General features: G+C 42.3%; 14 protein-coding genes. 10 read left to right on the top strand and 4 right to left on the bottom strand.

What is annotated here, in order from left to right; genetic code table 11:
• The first annotated feature begins 3 nt into the window (after positions 1-3).
• Together IEW82_RS02045 and IEW82_RS02040 are read left to right on the top strand one after the other, a co-directional pair.
• Positions 4-711 (top strand): SDR family oxidoreductase, encoded by a 708-nt coding sequence (locus IEW82_RS02045; protein WP_188688348.1) that lies wholly within the window; start codon positions 4-6, stop codon positions 709-711.
• 50 nt (positions 712-761) lie between these two features.
• A complete protein-coding gene (locus IEW82_RS02040; RefSeq protein ID WP_188688345.1) occupies positions 762-1409 on the top strand; it encodes a ThuA domain-containing protein in 648 nt (215 codons plus the stop codon).
• A 285-nt stretch (positions 1410-1694) separates the two neighbouring features.
• On the opposite strand, the gene IEW82_RS02035 is transcribed toward IEW82_RS02040, so the two are convergent.
• The 3 genes from IEW82_RS02035 to IEW82_RS02025 all read right to left on the bottom strand — a co-directional run bounded on the left by IEW82_RS02035 (position 1695) and on the right by IEW82_RS02025 (position 6521).
• Positions 1695-2621: a D-alanine--D-alanine ligase gene (locus tag IEW82_RS02035; protein ID WP_188688343.1), complete on the bottom strand. Its 927-nt coding sequence runs from the start codon at positions 2619-2621 to the stop codon at positions 1695-1697.
• 4 nt (positions 2622-2625) lie between these two features.
• Positions 2626-4074: a MocR-like pyridoxine biosynthesis transcription factor PdxR gene (gene pdxR, locus IEW82_RS02030; RefSeq protein ID WP_188688341.1), complete on the bottom strand. Its 1449-nt coding sequence runs from the start codon at positions 4072-4074 to the stop codon at positions 2626-2628.
• Positions 4075-4448: 374 nt separating this feature from the next.
• Complete coding sequence (locus IEW82_RS02025) at positions 4449-6521, bottom strand: transglycosylase domain-containing protein (protein WP_188688339.1); 2073 nt, start codon at positions 6519-6521, stop codon at positions 4449-4451.
• A gap of 235 nt (positions 6522-6756) precedes the next feature.
• On the opposite strand from IEW82_RS02025, the gene speE reads away from it, so the two are divergent.
• The 7 genes from speE (at position 6757) to IEW82_RS01990 (ending at position 13208) form a co-directional block, all read left to right on the top strand.
• Complete coding sequence (gene speE, locus IEW82_RS02020) at positions 6757-7587, top strand: polyamine aminopropyltransferase (RefSeq protein ID WP_188688337.1); 831 nt, start codon at positions 6757-6759, stop codon at positions 7585-7587.
• A 26-nt stretch (positions 7588-7613) separates the two neighbouring features.
• Positions 7614-8489 (top strand): agmatinase, encoded by an 876-nt coding sequence (gene speB, locus IEW82_RS02015; RefSeq protein ID WP_188688335.1) that lies wholly within the window; start codon positions 7614-7616, stop codon positions 8487-8489.
• Between the two features lie 105 nt (positions 8490-8594).
• Positions 8595-9638 (top strand): FUSC family protein, encoded by a 1044-nt coding sequence (locus IEW82_RS02010; protein ID WP_188688333.1) that lies wholly within the window; start codon positions 8595-8597, stop codon positions 9636-9638.
• 217 nt (positions 9639-9855) lie between these two features.
• Positions 9856-10290, top strand: a complete 435-nt coding sequence (locus IEW82_RS02005; protein ID WP_188688331.1) for a YwiB family protein — start codon at positions 9856-9858, stop codon at positions 10288-10290.
• The gene (gene argS / locus IEW82_RS02000) at positions 10290-11960 is read left to right on the top strand and encodes an arginine--tRNA ligase (protein ID WP_188688329.1); all 1671 of its coding nucleotides are present in this window, start codon (positions 10290-10292) and stop codon (positions 11958-11960) included. The genes IEW82_RS02005 and argS overlap by 1 nt, the downstream gene beginning before the upstream one ends.
• Positions 11961-12228: 268 nt before the next feature.
• Positions 12229-12399: a XapX domain-containing protein gene (locus tag IEW82_RS01995; protein ID WP_188688327.1), complete on the top strand. Its 171-nt coding sequence runs from the start codon at positions 12229-12231 to the stop codon at positions 12397-12399.
• A 20-nt stretch (positions 12400-12419) separates the two neighbouring features.
• Positions 12420-13208 carry an alpha/beta fold hydrolase gene (locus tag IEW82_RS01990; RefSeq protein WP_188688324.1) on the top strand — a complete coding sequence of 263 codons (789 nt, stop codon included), beginning with the start codon at positions 12420-12422 and terminating at the stop codon, positions 13206-13208.
• A gap of 132 nt (positions 13209-13340) precedes the next feature.
• Here IEW82_RS01990 and cls read toward each other — a convergent pair whose 3' ends face one another.
• Entirely contained in the window at positions 13341-14543 is a 1203-nt protein-coding gene (gene cls / locus IEW82_RS01985) for a cardiolipin synthase (RefSeq protein ID WP_229672230.1), read from the bottom strand.
• 237 nt (positions 14544-14780) lie between these two features.
• Between cls and IEW82_RS01980 the strand changes: the two genes are divergently transcribed.
• Entirely contained in the window at positions 14781-16895 is a 2115-nt protein-coding gene (locus IEW82_RS01980; RefSeq protein ID WP_188688320.1) for a (Fe-S)-binding protein, read from the top strand.
• Positions 16896-16983: the final 88 nt, after the last annotated feature.

The following is a 16983-nucleotide window of genomic DNA, read 5'->3' as shown; positions in this document are numbered from 1 at the left end:
TCAATGAAAATACTTGTAACAGGAGCAAATCGAGGATTAGGACTCGCTTTAACAACTGAAAGTGCGATAAGGGGGCATAAGGTCGTCGCAGCGGGGCGAAATTCAATAGCTTTACGCGATGGACTCAAACCCTTAATGGATAAGTATCCGGGTCAGGTCAAGCCTGTGACTCTAGATGTGACGAATGAATCATCGATTCAGAGTGCTGTAAAGACAATGAAAGAGACTGAACAAACAATTGATGTAATTATCAATAACTCGGGAGTACTGACTGAAAGGGAAAAGGATATTGAGCACCTCAATATAGATGAAGTACACAGAACCTTTGATGTTAATCTTTATGGACCAATGCGGATCGTGAAGTATTTTTTGCCTCTTCTATCCAATCAGTCCTTTCAGCGGGGGACTATTATTAATATTTCTTCGGAAGCGGGAAGCTATGTCAATGCATATGGAGGGGATTATCCCTATGCTTTATCTAAGCATGCGTTGAATATGTTTAGCCAACAGCTTAGACACTACCTAAAAGAAAGGGGAATCAGAGTATTTGCCGTACATCCGGGTTGGATTAAGACAGATATGGGAGGAGAACAAGCACCAGGTACCCCAGAAGAGACTGCCACAGGAATCCTTGACATTATCGAAGGAAAAAGAGCGGTTTCTTCAGATGTTACTTTTATCAACTTCCGTGGCGAAGCCATGCAACCGTAGATTTTTAGAATAATAGACCTTTTTATACAGAGTGGGAAGGAGGAGAAATTATGAAGAAAGTCTTCACCATGCTTGGAGATTATTATCATCCTTATGAATGGGTAAAGGCTGCCCTTGACAAGGCGACAGAATCAATAGAAGAAGATATAGAATGGATTGAGATTCCAACAAACGAGTTAGCAAGTAGGCTTAGGGATACGGTACCAGCGGCTGTGATTTTGTTTAAAGAAAATCGGGTGAATCCACAAGCTGAACATGTGGAGCATTGGATGACAGCAGAAATAGAGGAGGTCATTATAGATTATGTTTCTAAAGGAGGGGCCTGGCTTGCTTGGCATGCAGGATTAGCTTCCTATCCGGAAGCGGGTTCTTATGTTGAGATGCTAAAAGGATATTTTGAGTATCATCCGGTTGAACATCCAATGGTCAGCTATCAAAGTGTTGAGAATCAAATTGTGAGGACTAGTCATGATTTTGAAATCAAGGATGAGCATTATTTTGTGCATTGTAATACAGAGGAAACAAATGTATTTTTACAGTCAGTCTCAGAAAGGGGGCATTCCATCGCAGGTTGGGCACATGGTTTTGGAAAGGGCCGCGTTAGCTGTTTGACTCCAGCGCATAATAAAGAGGGCCTGACCCATTCCAATTTTACGAATATACTACAAGAAGTGATTTCATGGACTCTTTTGAGATAGGGATCTACTATTAATTATTTCCCGTATTGGTTTTTTACAAAAAATAGATAATTACCATACGGTTATTTTATTAATAAAGCATGAGATGAAGTGGACATCCGTAAAATCAAAAATGTGAATGTTTTTTGAACATTTGGTAATCGACTTGTTAAAGAAAGGGTTTACACGTAAAATAATCGTACACATAATATTCTAAGACCCCAAAAACAGCACCTGAACATGATGTTCGGGTGCTGTTTGGGTATAGGGAGTTATTGGGTTTAGGCATTATTCTTCTCTTATTTCTTATAAAGGTTGAAGCATGCCTTCCTGACTTCTTGCCTTTAGAGAGAGCTCGATAATCAAGTCGAGCAACTGGCTGTAAGAGATATTGGCGGCCCGGGCACTTTTAGGGAGCAGGCTGTTTTGTGTCATCCCCGGTAAAGAATTGATTTCCATAACATAGGGCGTACCATCCTTGATCATCATGTCAACACGTGCATAAACGCTAGACTTGAGGGCTTTATAGCTACCAAGTGCAGCGGTTTCCACACGGCCATTTAAATCCGCCGGCAGTTCAATGACTTCCTCAATAGTTGAGGCATCAGTGTATTTTGAAGAATAATCAAAGAAGGCTGCTTGGTGACGGATGGAGAGAACTGGGAGACATTTATCATCCAAGATCGGACAGGTGATTTCGTCCCCCTTTATATACTGTTCAATAAGTACTTCTGAATCCCATTTGAAGACTTCATTCACAGCGGCAATCAGCGCCTCTCTATCTTCAACGAGTTGAACGCCAACGCTTGAGCCACCTGAGTTTGGCTTAACAACAACCGGATAACCCAGCTTGTCGACTTCTTCTATCTTTAGCTCTTCTGTATTTGTTACATGAACCCAGTCTGGTGTATTTATACCTTCAAAACGCAGAAGCTTTTTTGATATATTTTTATCCATCCCTAAGCTGCTAGATAGTGTGCCACTTCCTGTATAAGGGATGCCAAGAGTTTCTAGTGTTCCTTGAATCGTTCCATCTTCACCAAACTTCCCGTGAAGTGCCAGAAGGGCAACATCGATAGACCGAGCTTTTTCAATTAGCTCGTATTTATCATTTAGTTCGATGGGAACGACCGCGTATTTTCTAGGATCTAAATTTGCGATCATTTCTTTACCTGTCATGAGGGATATCTGTTTTTCGGAGGACACGCCTCCCATAATAACGCCAACTTTCATTTGCTTAACCTCCATACTCATGTTTTAAAATATGCCCGATTGTTTGAATACCAAGAGCAATTTCTTCCTCTTTTAATCTAGAAAACCCAAGTCTCAAAGTGTTTTTTCCTTTGTTATCTGTGTAAAAAACATCGCCTGGGAAGAAGCTTACACCTTTTTGAAGGCACAGCTTTAAAAGCTTTCGGGCGTCCAAAGCATCTTCTAATTCAATAAAAAGGTGGAGTCCGCCATCACCTGCCAAGCGCTTATAAGGCAGATAATGTTTGCAATAATATACGGTGCATTCATATTTTTTCTTATAGGCCGCTTTGACCTTCTTTAAATATTTTTCAAAATAGCCATCATGCAAATATTGATAAAGCAAAGCTTGATCTAAGGTAGAACTGTGGATAGTGCGCGCGCGTTTTACACTCTCAAGTGAATGAATCAAGGCCTTGTCTGCTAAAATCCAACCCACACGTAATCCTGGGAATAGAATTTTTGAAAAGCTGCTGACATAAATGACCTGATTCCCCTGCCCTGCAAAGGTAGCGAGCGGGGCTAAATGGGAGCCTGAATAGCGCAATTCCTCGTTAAAACCATCTTCAATAATGGGGATCTGCTGCTCTGATAACCGCCTCATAAGTGCCATCCTTTTTTCGGAAGAGGTAACGATCCCTGTTGGATTATGATAGGACGGAATCAGATAAGCCAAATCAAAGGTGTGCTCAGATAAGGCTTGGTCAAGCGCATCGATAGCCATGCCGTCATCCTCCATATCGATCCCCTGAACCTCATAGCCATGTAGCTTAAAAAGTTTCAAGGCGGAATGATGGGTGGGATTTTCACAAAGGATACGGCCGCTATTCTTTTGTAAGGAGGATAAAAGAATATCCAGCCCCTCAGTGAAGCCATTGGTTATTAACATGTCTTTATTGGCAATATCGACACCCTTCATTTCCATATAATGTAGAAGATAATCAATCAGTGGTTTATAACCTTTGGCATAACCGTAGTTCAGAACAATATGCCCTTCAATCGCCATGCGCTGTAAAAATGCACGTTTAACGTTTTCAACGTCAAATAAGGCTTCATCCGGGGCAATGCTATTAAATGAAATCATCTCTTTTGTTCGGCGCACACCGTGCTTCATTAAATCTAATGCTTCTGCTAGCTGTGTTGTAGTATTGGTTTTTTGTGTCCAGTCTAAGTGAATAGCAGGGGATTTCGCCGTTTCGACCGCATCGACAAAATGACCTTTTCCTTTAACGGCGAAGATAAATCCCTCTTGCTCCAAATCAGCATAGGCTGTGAGCACTGTGTTACGACTGATGGATAATAATTTGCTCAGCTCACGAGTCGAGGGGAGTTTTTGGTGAGCGAGTAGCTGGCCATTAGTAATTTTCTTTTTTAAATAATCCTTAAGTTGGATATAAATTGGACGATCATCCATAAGTTTAAAATCGTTGAACAAGGCCTTCATCCCCTTGATAACAGTGTCGCATATTTCTTGTATTAGAAAAAGAACCACACCCCCGAAAAATTATCGTGCAGGTGGTGTGTCACGGTATATATGCATTATCTCTAGGCTATTGTACTAAATCTGATGGCATGGATGCCAATTGCATCCTCTCGTCATTAGAAAACTTGGCTTGCACCTCGCTGGTACTCCTGATGTGATTTTTGCAAACCACACGCTTAGGGTGCCCGCAAGCTTTAATGGCAAAAGTCAAAGCCCGCCTTATACTCTCTTCCTTTATGAGCGGCAGCAGAGTTATACATTCTGATAGTATAAAAAAGAGTGTGAAGAACTCTAACAGTTCTCCACACTCTAAGCGTTTTGGTTGCTTACCATGGAAAAAGGTCTAATATCTTATTAATCAAGCCTTTGCCTTTTTTGTCTGCCCCTTTGTCTTTTTCCTTTTTGTAAGGTGTGCCATGGTGTTTATCACAGTATTCGGTTGGTTCTGTCCCCTTAACATAGTATGTCAGGCGGGCATTAGGGCACGCATCTGTCGCCAGTTTTCCTGTATCAGGATCAACCCAGGCTTTTACAACCCCTTTAGGCGCCTTAAAACTATTTTTAGGTTGGCCTTCTAGCGCACTTTCCATATAATTTGCCCATAGCTTTTTGGAATAACGAGAGTCTGGATAGGTACTTAGCGTTTGGTGCTCTTTATAACCGACCCAAACTGCTGTAGTGATTTTAGGTGTAAAGCCGACCATCCAACTGTCTGTATTGGTTGTTCCTGTTTTTGCTGCAACCTTGTGCGTTAATATGTCTTTGACGCTGTTACCGGTCACTGTTGTATAGTCATTGAGCTTGGGATCGAAAATCCCTGTCATCATTTGCGAAAGAACGAAGCTGGTCGCTTTATCTAACACTTGTTTTTTCTCAGGGTGCCATTGATAAATGACATCTCCTTCACGATTGACAACCTTGGTAATATAGTTCGGACTGACGCGAGCCCCCAGATTGGCAATGGTACTATAAGCTCTCGCCATCTCTAAAACACTGACCTCTTTCGTTCCTAAGGCAAGAGAAGGGATGGCGGATAAAGGACTGGAAATGCCCATTTTATGTGCGGTACTGACAAGCTTATCCATCCCGATGGCTAAGTGTGTTTTGACAGCAAAAATGTTGTCTGATAAGGCGAGGGCCTGCATGAGGGTAATCGGACCTCCTGCATAGTAGCCTCCATAGTTTTCTGGACTATAGGTCTGATGTCCATCATCATAAGTAAAGGTGGTGGGTTCACTTGTCAATGTTGATGATGGTGTAAAGCCATTGCGAAGCGCTGCGTAGTACAAAAAGGGCTTGAAGCTAGAGCCAGGCTGTCGCTTCGCTTGAACAGCAAGATTATATTGATCCTTAGAGTAATCCCGTCCGCCGACCATTGCCTCTACCGCCCCGGTCTTTGGGTTCATTGAAACAAGGGCAGTTTCAATCCTTGAATCGGGGGCGATCACTTGCTTCACCCATTTATTGGCCTTTTCCTGTAAATCTGTGTTCAGTGTTGTGTAGACCTTTAACCCCCCTGTGGCGATATCAGATTCTGATAAACCGAGTTTGGTGTGCAGCTCATTTTGAACGGCATCTTCAAAATAAGGGGCAATGCTTGACGAGGCAGGGTGCTTCTTGAGGATTGTTAAGTGCTGGTTGAACGCTTTAGCTGCCTCGGCCTTGGTAATGTAGTGGCTGTTTACCATAGCTTGAAGCACAATCCGTTGCCGTTTTTTAGCATTGTCAAAGTGATCATCCGGTGCAAAGTAGCTTGGCCCATTTGGAACGCCGGCCAGAAGACTGGCTTCAGCAAGCGTTAAGTCCTTGGCAGGCTTGTCAAAATAGTATTTAGATGCAGCTTGAATGCCGTAGGCACCATGTCCATAATAGACTGTGTTTAAATAACCTTCGAGAATATCTTTTTTAGAATAATTGGATTCGAGCCTCATGGTATAGAACATTTCCAGGAATTTTCGCTTCCATGTTTTATCATTGCTCAGATACAGATTGCGAGCATATTGCATTGTCAATGTACTTGCTCCCTGAGACTTTGAGAAGGACGTGACATCTGCAACGATGGAACCAAAGATACGTTTGATATCGAAGCCATGATGGTGGTAAAAGCGTTTATCTTCTACAGCGACGGTGGCTTGAGTCACCGGCTTGGAAATATGGTTAATATTCACCCAATAACGGTTTTGATTCCCATGTTCTGCTTCGGCAAACACTTTGTTATCTGCTGTGAGAAACTCTGTGGTTTGGGGGACTTTTATCGGAGGTGGTCCAAGGATTTTAGCATAGATCCAAAGACTGACTACAGTAAAAATCAGCAGCAAAACAAAGGCAAGGGTGACTCGTATCAACCATTTTAAAAAGGACTTTATTCTGCGGATGTTTTGGTCTGTTACGAGTTCCATCCAGAATCCCTCCATCTTTCTTTAGCAAGTACTTTATACACCTACAGTATGGAATAAAGCAAAAGCATCTAAACGTGACGTTGTGTATACCGAAAGTATTTTACTCTTTAACCTCTGGCATTTCAAATCCTCCTTCAAGTCTTGAAAATAAATTTGCTTAGATTATACTTTTGGGTATGTCTACAGAGATTTGACCCACATTAATGGTAAGGAATAAATGAGGGGTGATCATAATATGGAACTGTGGTATACAGAAAAACAAACGAAGAGCTTTGGCATTACGGCAAAGATTAAGCAAACATTAGTGACTGAGCAAACCGCTTATCAACAGCTTGAAATGCTGGAAACCGAGGAATTTGGCAACATGCTTACATTAGATGGCATGGTGATGACGACGGAAAAGGATGAATTTGTTTATCATGAAATGGTGGCTCATGTCCCGTTATTTACCCATCCTTGTCCAAAACGAATTCTCGTTGTTGGTGGCGGCGATGGTGGAGTGATTCGTGAGGTGGTCAAGCATCCTGAAGTGGAGAAGGTGACCCTTGTAGAGATTGATGGGCGCGTGATTGAACACTCTAAAAAGCATTTACCAACGATTGCAGCTGCCTTTACTCATCCAAAAGTGGAGGTTATTGTTGGGGATGGCTTTATGCATATCGCAGAAAGTCGTGATGCTTATGATGTGATCATGGTAGATTCCACAGAGCCAGTGGGTCCGGCGGTAAAGCTTTTTGAAAAAGGCTTTTATGAAGGTCTTTCAAGAGCGCTGAAAGAGGATGGCCTATTCATTGCACAAACGGATAATCCTTGGTTCAAGGCAGATCTGATTCGCCAAGTCTTTAGCGATGTAAACGAAATCTTCCCTATCACAAGATTATACACCGCTAATGTTCCCACTTATCCGAGTGGACTGTGGACTTTTACAATGGGATCAAAAGCCTATGATCCTCTAGAGGTTACTGCGGAGCGCTTCCATGAAATTGAAACGAAGTATTATACGGAAAGGTTACATAAAGCCGCATTTGTTCTACCGAAATTCGTCGAAGCCCTAACTAAAAAGTGAGTTTTAAGATACGGAGTGACGTTGAAATGAAATTTGATGAAGCTTATTCTGGTAAAGTATTTATTATGAGTCGTCCAAACTATGAGGAAGCACAAGCCGTTATTTATGGAATGCCTATGGATTATACGGTAAGCTTTCGGCCAGGCTCCCGCTTTGGTCCGGCGCGGATTCGCGAGGTATCTATAGGATTAGAGGAATATTCGCCTTATGTGAAGCGCCACTTAGAGGAAGTCAATTATTATGACGCCGGGGATATCCTTTTACCTTTTGGCAACCCAGGGAAGAGTTTAGATCTGATTGAAGCGTACATTGAGCAATTGCTCGCTGATGGTAAAATGCCGATAGGTCTTGGTGGCGAACATTTGGTGACATGGCCAGTGCTGAAAGCTATGCACAGGAAGTATTCAGATATGGCTCTGATCCATATCGATGCGCATGCTGATCTTCGTGAAGAGTATGAGGGTGAAGTCCTTTCGCACGCAACGCCAGTGCGCAAGGCTTGTGAGCTATTAGGTCCAGAAAATGTCTATTCCTTTGGTATTCGTTCAGGAATGCGTGAGGAATTTGAATTTGGACGAACATCTGGTATGACCATGGAATGCTTTGAAGTCGCTGAGCCCTTAAAAAAGCATCTGCCAAAGTTAAGCGGGCGACCTGTCTATGTCACGATTGATATCGATGTCTTAGATCCAGCCTTTGCTCCTGGGACAGGGACCGCTGAAGCCGGAGGCATCTCATCTAAAGAATTATTACAAGCCATTACCATGATTTCTGAATCAGATCTTAACATCATTGGTGCGGATTTAGTAGAAGTGGCTCCTATTTATGATCATAGTGATCAGACCGCCATTGCCGCAAGCAAGTTTATTCGAGAGATTCTATTAGGTTGGGTAAAGAGATAGCAAGCTTTGGATTCAGTCTGCTTGGTTTGTTAACCAGGAACATATGTAGCTGTGGATTTATACTATAATTAAGGGAAAGAAAAAGTAGAACCAAGGTGATTGTTCATGCAGTGGGTGTTAAAAAGAAGCTTTATTGGCAGTCGTATTTTAAAAAGTTGCTTAGCTGCTTTTGTGACAGCGCTGATCTGTGAGGCATTAGATTGGCCACCTCTGTTTGCGGTGATGACAGCTATTGTTTCCATTGAAAATACATCCGTAGACTCAGTAAAAAAGGGGATGATTCGCTTTCCTGCTTCAGCAATTGGTGCTGCGTTTGCGATGTTTTTTGAAGGATTGTTTGGAAGAGGGGCGCTAACCTATGGCTTTTCTGCGTCATTAACACTGATCGCTTGTTTCAAACTCAAGCTGTACGATGGTATGGTGGTTGCTGTATTGACCGCGGTTGCTATGATTCCAGCTACTTACGGACACTACTTAGATTCCTTTATTATTCGACTTGGTACAACGCTCACTGGTATTGCTGTTGCGACAGGGATTAATTATTTTATACTGCCACCGAATTACCAAAAGGTGATTGATCGAAAAACAGAGGAATTGACTGAAGAGGCTACGCGAATTTTAAGAACAGTGCTGGAGAGTCATAAAAATGGCAGTAGAATGCGGTTGCGTCATCTCTATCAAGAATGTACAAAAACCTTGGAATTCACCTTCCGTTTAGTCCATTTTCAAAGATCAGAGTGGCGTTATCATCGTCATCATATGCAAGAGGTACGTGACATTACTTTCTATCAAAGACGTCTAGAACAATTGCAAAAAATCATGTATCATCTTGGCAACTTAATATACGCTCCTGTGGATCTTGGTGTTTTTACTGCTCAAGATCAGGAGCTGCTCCGACGATTTATTGAAGGATTAGCCCATCATTTAAAGGAAGCTCCAAACCAAAAGATGGGGGAGACAGCCTTTGATGCTGTGCTAGGGCAAGTTGATGAGCTGTATTCTAGAACAAAACAAGAACAAAATAAGACAGCAGACGGACATTATCATTTAACCCCCAAGCTCATGATTGTCTATGAATTGCTATCCATTTACGAGATCATTACGCTTAACAACGTGTGTGGTCATGCTAAAAGAGAGAAGCATTCGTAAACACTCCTTAAAGGGGTGTTTTTCATACATTCGGGAAGGAACGTGGGATATAAAGAACATTGTGCGCCAATAAAAATCGTAAAATTTGAAGGTATTCAGTTTTCTTAAAAGAATTTCGGTCAATACTGCTCATACACTTGTGTTTTTTCGACATTTTATATAAGTTATAAGAGGTCTAAAAGTTTTTATAGAGCCATTATGAATCGGGGTGAGGCTCATGGAGACAACTTTTGAAGTTAAGATCAGGCTTAAAAGTGTCATTAAGCATACCGATATGGGGCCAGAAACAACCGTTTTACATACCAAAGGGGTTTTATATATCAAGGGCGGAGCCTATTTTCTTCGTTATAAAGAGGAAATGGAAGGAGTTGGTTCCGTTGATCATACGGTTAAAATCAAAGGTGATGAAGCTTTGATTCTTCGGACCGGAGCGGTATCTATGCGTCAGCCTTTGAAAGTCGGAGAAGCTTTAACGGGATCGTATAACAGTCCGTATGGACAAATGGAAACAGTAACCACCCTGAATAGATGTGAGGCAGGCTGGCAGGACAAAAGTAGGAACGGTCGATTACTCATAAGCTATGATCTCGTTTTACAAGGACAAGCAGTGGGTCGCTTTACGTTAACATTTAAGCTAGAGGAGGTACAGTAATGACAATTGTTGAAAAGGTTAAACAACAATTAAAAGAAGAAATTAAACAGGCAGTCGTTCAATCTGGGTTAGCTCAGGAGCATGAGCTTACAGATATCCTGTTGGAGGTGCCAAAGGATAAAAGCCATGGGGATTACGCTACCAATGTCGCGATGAAACTTGCAAAAATTGCTAAAAAGGCGCCGCGGCAAATTGCTGAGACCATTGTAGAAAGCATTGATCGTGAAAAAGCACAGATTCAATCGATTGATATCGCCGGTCCGGGTTTTATTAACTTTTTCTTAGATAAAAGCTATTTAACAGCTCTCATACCTGAAATCCTCCACTCTCAAGAAGCCTATGGAAAGTCCAATGCAGGCAATGGAGAGACAAGGCAGATTGAGTTCGTGTCAGCGAATCCAACCGGAAGTCTGCACCTAGGACACGCCCGGGGGGCTGCCGTTGGCGACGTCCTAGTCAAAGTCATGAATAAAGCGGGGTACAAAGTCAGCGGAGAATACTATATCAATGATGCGGGGAATCAGATTGATAATCTGGCACGCTCCATCGAAGCGCGATATTTTCAAGCGCTTGGGAAGGATGGCGAGCTGCCTGAGGATGGCTATCATGGAAAGGATATCATCGCTCTAGGTCAACAGCTTGCCAATGAACATGGTGATCGCCTCATTGAAATGGATGAGGTGGAGAGAATTGGCTTCCTGCGACGTTTTGGTGTTGATCATCTGATTAAGGGCATTCGTCGCGATCTTAAAGATTTCCGCGTGGAATTTGATGAGTGGTTCTCGGAGACAAGCCTCTATCAGTCGGGAGAAATCACCGAAACTCTAGAGAAGCTAAAAGCTGGTGGTCATACCTATGAAGCTGACGGCGCGCTGTGGCTGCGCTCTACGGATTTTGGTGATGACAAGGATCGTGTCCTAATAAAAAGTGATGGGAGCTTTACCTATCTTACACCAGATATCGCCTATCATCGCAATAAGCTAGAGCGGGGCTTCCAGAAGGTCATTAATGTTTGGGGTGCAGATCACCACGGATACATACCGCGAATGCGGGCTGCCTTTTCAGCGCTTGGCTATGATCCGGAGCGTTTAGAGGTTGTCATCATTCAATTGGTAAGCCTGTTCAAAGACGGTGAAAAGGTTAAAATGAGCAAGAGAACAGGTAAAGCTGTTACCTTGCGTGAGCTAATGGAAGAGGTTGGAACAGATGCGATGCGCTACTTTTTTGCAATGCGCTCATCGGACAGCCATCTTGATTTTGATATCGATCTTGCTCTTTCACGCTCCAATGAAAATCCAGTATATTATGTACAATATGCGCATGCTCGTATTTGCAGCATGCTGAAAAAAGCAGATCACTATCTGCGCGATGAATTTTCAGGGTATGCTTTTACACATCTGCAATCTGAAAAAGAGATAGATCTTTTGAAAAAGCTTGGGGAATTTCCAGAGGCCATTGTTGAGGCGGCCAATCGCTTAGCACCTCAGCGTATTACCAATTATGTCTTTGAGCTTGCGGCCACTCTTCATAGCTTTTATAATGCGGAGAAAGTCATCGATCCTTATGATGAAGAAAAGACCGTTGAACGTGTTGCTTTAATGAAGGCCGTAAAAATCACGTTAAAAAATGCCCTTGAGCTTCTTGGTGTCAATGCACCAGAATCCATGTAATCATTGAGTGTTGCCAAAAGATAAATATTATCCACAGGTATTGTGGGTAACTGAACCTGCAGAAGCACTTTCTGCAGGTCTTTTACTTATCACAAGCCATTCATATGCGTTAATTTTACTTCAATCAGTCATTATGAAATCAACTCAAAATATATAAAGCACCTCACGCCAGCAGAATAGAAGGAAGAGGCTGAACCAAGGTAAAGTGCTGTATAATGCTGCATATTTTCCTTTAAACAGTGAACAATAACGCCAAGGAGGAACGCCTTTGAAAGTCGTATGTTTAGCACTCATCACAGGCTTCATCGTTGGATTTATATTTGCCTTATTAAAGCTTCCGATTCCTGCGCCTCCTGCACTAGCGGGGATTATGGGGATTATCGGTATTTATTTAGGATTTCGGGTCTATCAATGGCTGCTTATCCTGATTCAGTCCTAATTTAGAAAGAAGGAGACACGATGGCAAATTGTCAGCTTCAGGATGGAACCATTCTATACTTTGAACACTATGGGGAAGGGAAGGTCCCATTAATATTTCTTCATCCGCCTTTAATGGGGCATGTTGTATTTAAATATCAGCGCCAACTCGCAAAGGATTTTCGTGTCATCTTCTATGATATGCGTGGGCATGGGCGAAGCATATGTCAGGAGACAGAGGGCGATCCATTAGAAGTGAATCGCTTAGATCTCTTAGCATTAATTGACCATCTTCGACTTGAAAAGGTGATTCTCGTAGGATATTCGGCGGCAGGAATGCTTGCTATGCATTTTGCGCTAAAGTATCCACAGCGTGTGGCAGCACTTGTTTTATCCGGAGGCTTTCCAAAGGTTGAGACATGGTCTTTGAAGCAACAATTTAATATAGGCATTGGCCTGATGGCGGCTGATCGGGTGAGCTTCCTCTCGCGCATGCTAGCCTATAGTCATAAGCAGCAATTCGTTGACTTTCAAGAACTTTATAATTATGGGAAAATGGCTAATGCTATGATTGTCCAACGGATGTATGCCTGTTATCGAGACTATGATTGTACAGAGCATCTCTATAAGCTTGCCAACCTTCCAACCCTTGTACTTTATGGCCAACTCAGTCGTCATATTCGTTATCATCACCATCTCTTTCAAGACTATTTACCCAGGGCCGAGATTGCTTATATTAACAGAGCCTTTCATGAACTGCCGACAAAAAAGTATTCTATATTTAATCAGATTGTGGAGCACTTTTTAAAAAGATGTGGATATTGTGGATAAGCTCGGAAAATTGTGGATAAAGTGGTTTTATGTTTACATTGTTGACAAACGCATTGCTGTCATACGCAAGATTGTCCTTGCCCTCCTACAAAAAGGCCCCTGTAAAGGGAGGCCTTTTTGTATGTTGTCCTCTTATAATAAAGGGGACATGGGTAAGGATAACGTCGTTTTAAGCTTTTCATAGGCGGAGCGTTTTTTTAGATCATCAATTGTAAAAGGCGTGGACCGGCGTAGATCCTCTATGGTCATCTTTTCGACCTCGGCAATTAATTCTTGATCATAAATAAAAGCGTTCATCTCATCATTCCAGAAGAAACTGCGTTGATCAAAATTAGCTGTGCCTAAATAACAACTGCTGTCATCGACAATAAAGACCTTGGCGTGATAAAACCCTTGATAAAAATGATAGACCTTTGCCCCGCAGTTTAACAATTGTCCAAGGAAATGAAAGGAGGCAGGTCGGACGAAAGGATGATCACGTTTTAGCGGAAGCAGTAAGGTCACTTCTACATTGCGTTTTAAAAGGCCGATTAAGACGTTTTGCATGCGCTTTGTAGGAATGAAATAAGGTGTGCCAATAAATAGGCGTTTTTTAGCCTTGGATAGATGCTCAATAAACAATGCTTCCAAACCCTTTCCTGCGGTTGGAACAAAGGACATATTGCTTTTTCCTTGAGGTAATGCTGGAAAAAATTCATCTCCATCTAAGGCTTGTTGGCGGGTGATTTGCCAATTATATAGAAATTGCTTCTGGAGCTCTTTAACTCCTTCTCCCTCAAGGCGGAGATGATAATCGCGCCAGTCTCCCATATCGCTTTTGATCCCTAAGTATTCATCACCAATATTAAATCCACCGAAATAACCAATCTTTCCATCAATCACAACGGTTTTGTGGTGGTTACGACGATTGAGGGAATAGACGGTAAAAGGGAATGTAGGTTTAGCTGTAAAGCCAAGTTCAATTCCGGCTTCGCTTAACTTATTTTGAATTTTTTTAGGGAAGCCGCGGCTGCCCAAGTAGTCTAATAATAGACGAATTTTTACCCCCTTTCTCGCATAGCTTAACAATGTGTCGACAAGTTCTTGTCCAATTTGATCGTACCTAAAGATAAAGAAGGCCAAATGAATGTGCTGCTTGGCTTGCGACATATCTCTTTTTAAGGCATCAATAAAGCGATGCCCGTCACTAAATAAAGTGACCGTCGTTTGTGAAGGGGCGGGCTTAGGAGCTGAATACTTGCCAACATCCTTTTTAAAGCCAGTAATCAAATCCACTAGTGCAGCAATGATAATCAGAATGATAACGATGAGCACGACGATGATTGTCCAAAGCATAGGCAAGTGTCCTCTCCTCCTTTACTATTTAAGATGCCCCAACATCCTTTAATTTAAAAGGAGAGATTGGCTTGAGTGTCACCATAAATGATGAAAAATATAAAAATGACTGAATGCTCATTCATTTTCTGATGCAGCTGTGCTATAATAAACCAACAGAACAGCTGCTTTGATTTTCTTTAAATGAAAGCAGTTACATTACAGGTGGAGTCAGTAGCGAAGGGGGCCTTTAAACCAATGGATAGATTACTATTGGTGAATTGGATGGCATTTCTTGTAGTGCTTGCTTATGGTGTCTATTTAATCACACATGTTATTAAGACGAGGATCACCTTTATTCGGCTCGGAAAAAAGGCAGAATGGGATCTGACCTTAAAAGAACGTATGCAGGCTGTCCTTATTAATGTATTTGGTCAGAAAAAGCTATTAAAAGATAAAAAAAGTGGCACCATTCATGTCATGATGTTTTATGGCTTTATCCTCGTTCAGTTTGGGGCAATTGACTTGGTGTGGAAGGGGCTAGCACCAGGTTCTCATCTTCCGTTTGGCTCTTTATATCCCGCATTTAAATTGCTGCAAGAGCTGGTTGTACTTATGATTCTTGTTGCTGTGGTCTGGGCATTTTATCGCCGCTATATCGAGCGCTTGGTTCGCTTGAAAAGAGGGTTTAAGGCGGGGTTAGTGCTTTTATTCATTGGTATGCTTATGGTTTCAGTCATTTTTGCTGATGGCTTTGAAGTGATTTGGATGCACAGTAATTATTCGTGGATGACGCCGCTCGCATCTGCTGTTGCTTATGTATTTCAGGGACTACCAATAGCCGTGGCAAAGGGATTATTTTATATGTTTTGGTGGGCTCATTTATTCATTTTATTAGGGTTTGCTCTCTATGTTCCTCAATCCAAGCATGCCCACTTGCTTTTTGGTCCTGTAAATGTATTTCTTGGTCGAACACGGAAAGCTGGTCAATTAAAATCCATTGATTTTGAAGATGAATCTCAAGAAACCTTTGGTGTGAATAAAATTGAAGACTTTGAACAGAGTCAGCTGATTGATTTATATGCGTGTGTCGAATGTGGACGCTGCACAAATATGTGCCCAGCTACAGGGACAGGAAAAATGCTGTCGCCGATGGACCTGATCGTCAAGCTACGTGATCATTTAACGGAATATGGAGCGACAGTCACTTCCAGAACGCCGTGGATGCCAGCCTATGCCTTCTCTCATACAAAAGCGAATCAATTGGCCTATGCTGGTCACAAGCAAGAGCAAACGGCTGCAACAGGCGAGACATTTGCGGGTGGGATTATTGGCAATGTCATTACAGAAGAAGAGATTTGGGCCTGTACGACATGTAGGAATTGTGAGGATCAATGTCCTGTCATGAATGAACATGTGGATAAGATTATTGATTTACGTCGCTATTTAGTATTAACCGAGGGGAAAATGGATGCCGATGCCCAAAGAGCGCTGACGAGCATTGAACGTCAAGGGAACCCTTGGGGACTCAGTCGCAAAGAGCGTGAAAATTGGCGTGAAGGGCGTGACGATATTGAAGTGAGAACAGTAAAGGAAGTTGAAAAAGCAGGAGAGTCCTTTGATTATCTCTTCTGGGTAGGCGCGATGGGCTCTTATGATAATCGCAGTCAAAAAATTGTCCAGTCTTTGGCTAAGGTCATGAACGAAGCAGGAATCTCCTTTGCTATTTTAGGAAATAAGGAGAAGAATTCAGGGGATACACCGCGGCGAATAGGAAATGAATTTTTATTCCAAGAGCTTGCCCAGAAAAATATCGATACGTTTAGAAAGCATGGCGTCAAAAAAATTATTACTGCTGATCCTCATGCTTATAACACCTTTAAAAATGAATATCCTGAATTCGGTTTAGAGGGGGTCGAGGTTTATCATCATACGGAGTTAATTGCTCAGTGGATAAAAGAAGGAAGGATCAAGCCATCTTACTCTGTTAATGAACGGATTACTTATCATGATTCCTGTTATCTCGGCCGGTACAATGATGTCTATGATCCACCAAGAGAAATTCTAAAAGCCATCCCGGGAGTGGAAGTTGTTGAAATGGAACGGTCCCGAGAAAATGCCATGTGTTGTGGCGCCGGGGGTGGGATGATGTGGATGGAGGAAAACACGGGAGCACGTATCAATGCCGCTAGGACAGAACAAGCTCTAGAAACGCGACCAACCATTATAGGTAGTGCCTGTCCTTATTGCTTAACGATGATGACGGATGGTACAAAGGCCAAAGAAGTTGAAGATCGCGTTCAAACCCTTGATATTGTTGAAATTATTGAACGGTCAATTACACCTACAATCGATGAGGAAAGAGCCGTTTAATAAGCTGGGGGGCTCCTGCATTGCTGCATGTGGGAGCCTTGAGGTCGGCTGTCATTGTTCCGGCACCGTGTTATAATTGAACCAATAT

The organism is Pullulanibacillus camelliae (genome assembly GCF_014642655.1).
In the GTDB taxonomy this organism is placed as follows: Bacteria; Bacillota; Bacilli; order Bacillales; family Sporolactobacillaceae; genus Pullulanibacillus; species Pullulanibacillus camelliae.
This window is presented reverse-complemented; position numbering and strand designations above follow the sequence as displayed.

Bases quoted from the DNA above. Each gene is read 5' to 3' on its own strand.
- IEW82_RS02045 (WP_188688348.1), top strand. From the start codon at position 4: ATGAAAATACTTGTAACAGGAGCAAATCGAGGATTAGGACTCGCTTTA.
- IEW82_RS02040 (WP_188688345.1), top strand. From the start codon at position 762: ATGAAGAAAGTCTTCACCATGCTTGGAGATTATTATCATCCTTATGAA.
- IEW82_RS02035 (WP_188688343.1), bottom strand. From the start codon at position 2,621: ATGAAAGTTGGCGTTATTATGGGAGGCGTGTCCTCCGAAAAACAGATA.
- IEW82_RS02025 (WP_188688339.1), bottom strand. From the start codon at position 6,521: ATGGAACTCGTAACAGACCAAAACATCCGCAGAATAAAGTCCTTTTTA.
- speE (WP_188688337.1), top strand. From the start codon at position 6,757: ATGGAACTGTGGTATACAGAAAAACAAACGAAGAGCTTTGGCATTACG.
- speB (WP_188688335.1), top strand. From the start codon at position 7,614: ATGAAATTTGATGAAGCTTATTCTGGTAAAGTATTTATTATGAGTCGT.
- IEW82_RS02010 (WP_188688333.1), top strand. From the start codon at position 8,595: ATGCAGTGGGTGTTAAAAAGAAGCTTTATTGGCAGTCGTATTTTAAAA.
- IEW82_RS02005 (WP_188688331.1), top strand. From the start codon at position 9,856: ATGGAGACAACTTTTGAAGTTAAGATCAGGCTTAAAAGTGTCATTAAG.
- argS (WP_188688329.1), top strand. From the start codon at position 10,290: ATGACAATTGTTGAAAAGGTTAAACAACAATTAAAAGAAGAAATTAAA.
- IEW82_RS01990 (WP_188688324.1), top strand. From the start codon at position 12,420: ATGGCAAATTGTCAGCTTCAGGATGGAACCATTCTATACTTTGAACAC.
- cls (WP_229672230.1), bottom strand. From the start codon at position 14,543: ATGCTTTGGACAATCATCGTCGTGCTCATCGTTATCATTCTGATTATC.
- IEW82_RS01980 (WP_188688320.1), top strand. From the start codon at position 14,781: ATGGATAGATTACTATTGGTGAATTGGATGGCATTTCTTGTAGTGCTT.